Raw genomic sequence first — 1482 nt, 5'->3', positions numbered from 1 at the left:
ATCCGTTTCGTGAGTCTGCCGCTAACTTTGAACGCAAGTCGGAATGAACCGTTGCCAAGAAATGACGCGGATAACTCGAATACCGGGCTACGCCGCCTTCAGGGAACTACCGCTTCATTGCGCTTCGTTGCACCTCATTGCAAACTGATTCTTGCTGCCTTCAGCGTGTCATTCGGAGCGTGGATTGGCTTGGCGCATGCCCAACTGGCCGATGTCCCAGATGAAGGCCGCCAGTTCGCGGGCGACCGCCACGATGGCGACATTCGTGCTTTTCCCCCGCGCTACCAGCTTTCGATAGCGCCGGCACAAGCGCACCTGTGCATCCCACGCGCGATCGATGATCACTTTAGGCAAGCCCTCATGACGACGCTGGATCTCGGGGCTCACCTTGGCCGTATGCCGGTAACTCCAGGCTGCCTCGATCAGCAGTTTGCGTGCAAGGGAATTGCCGGTCTTCGTGATGCCGCCCTGGCGCCGTTTGCCACCCGAGGAATACTCGGAGGGCGTCACCCCGAGCCAGGCCATCAGCTGTCGAGGATGGGCGAAGCGTGTCAGCTCGCCCAGCTCCGAGAGCAACCCGACGGCGGCGGTGAACTGGATGCCGCGCATCGCTTGCAGGGCGAGCACGGCCGGGTAAAACCCCCAGCGCGGCACGGCATCGCGCATGGCTGCCTCCAGACGCTGGCATTGCGCAAACCGGTCCTCGATCGCGCGGCGCAACTCGTTAAACGCGAAATCCTGCCATTGGTTGCCAAACGAGAATTTGCTCAGCCAGTTGCGATGCAGGGGCCCCCAATTGGCCAATCCCACGTAGCGCACGCCGTGCGAGAGCAGAAACGCCTTGAGCGTCTGGCGCGCTTGAGCTCGTCGCGTGATTTGGCCCAGGTTCGGGCGAGATCACGGAACGCCTCGTCCTCGACGGTGGGCACGTGCACGGCGGTGAGATCGTCGGCGCGTAGCGAGCGCACCAGCTTGATGGCATCGCGCCGATCGGTCTTGACGCGCTCGCCGGGCTTGCGCGGCATCAGCGTGGGGGCGCACACGATGCACTCGAAGCCTTTGTCGCACAAGCGCCGTTGCAGAGCGTAGCCGAAGGGACCGGCCTCATAGACCACGCGTACGCGCGCGCCTTTGGCTTTCGATTGCAGCCGCTTGCACAGGCGATCAATCTCGATCTGAGTGGTGCCGATCTTGCCAAGCACTTCCACTTCGCCGCCATCCAGCGCGTAGGCAACGGTGATGGAATCCTTGTGAACATCCAGTCCGACAAATAATGTGCTAACGTTTTGCATGCTGGCCTCCGGGTTGTAAACAAAACCTTTGAATGACGGGTCCGCCTCTCACTTTTACGGCTCTGGCTTTATGCTAGCCCGCGCGGTTTAACTCTTCCCGGGGGCCAGCCCTTACTTCCACGGAAGTCATACTGACTTTTTCCACAACGGCGAAAAAGAAACAGAAGCAAAGAAAACGCCTCCCAACAAT

Annotated in this window: 1 pseudogene; it reads right to left on the bottom strand. The window is 60.5% G+C overall.

What is annotated here, in order from left to right:
* Window positions 1-168: 168 nt before the first annotated feature.
* Window positions 169-1292, bottom strand: a pseudogene (locus M0D69_RS43585) (IS110 family transposase).
* Window positions 1293-1482 lie beyond the last annotated feature (190 nt).

It is taken from the genome of Caballeronia sp. SEWSISQ10-4 2 (assembly GCF_030464885.1).
Lineage (GTDB): Bacteria > Pseudomonadota > Gammaproteobacteria > Burkholderiales > Burkholderiaceae > Caballeronia.
Note: the sequence above shows the minus strand (reverse complement) of the source record. Positions and strands in the feature narration are given on the sequence as shown.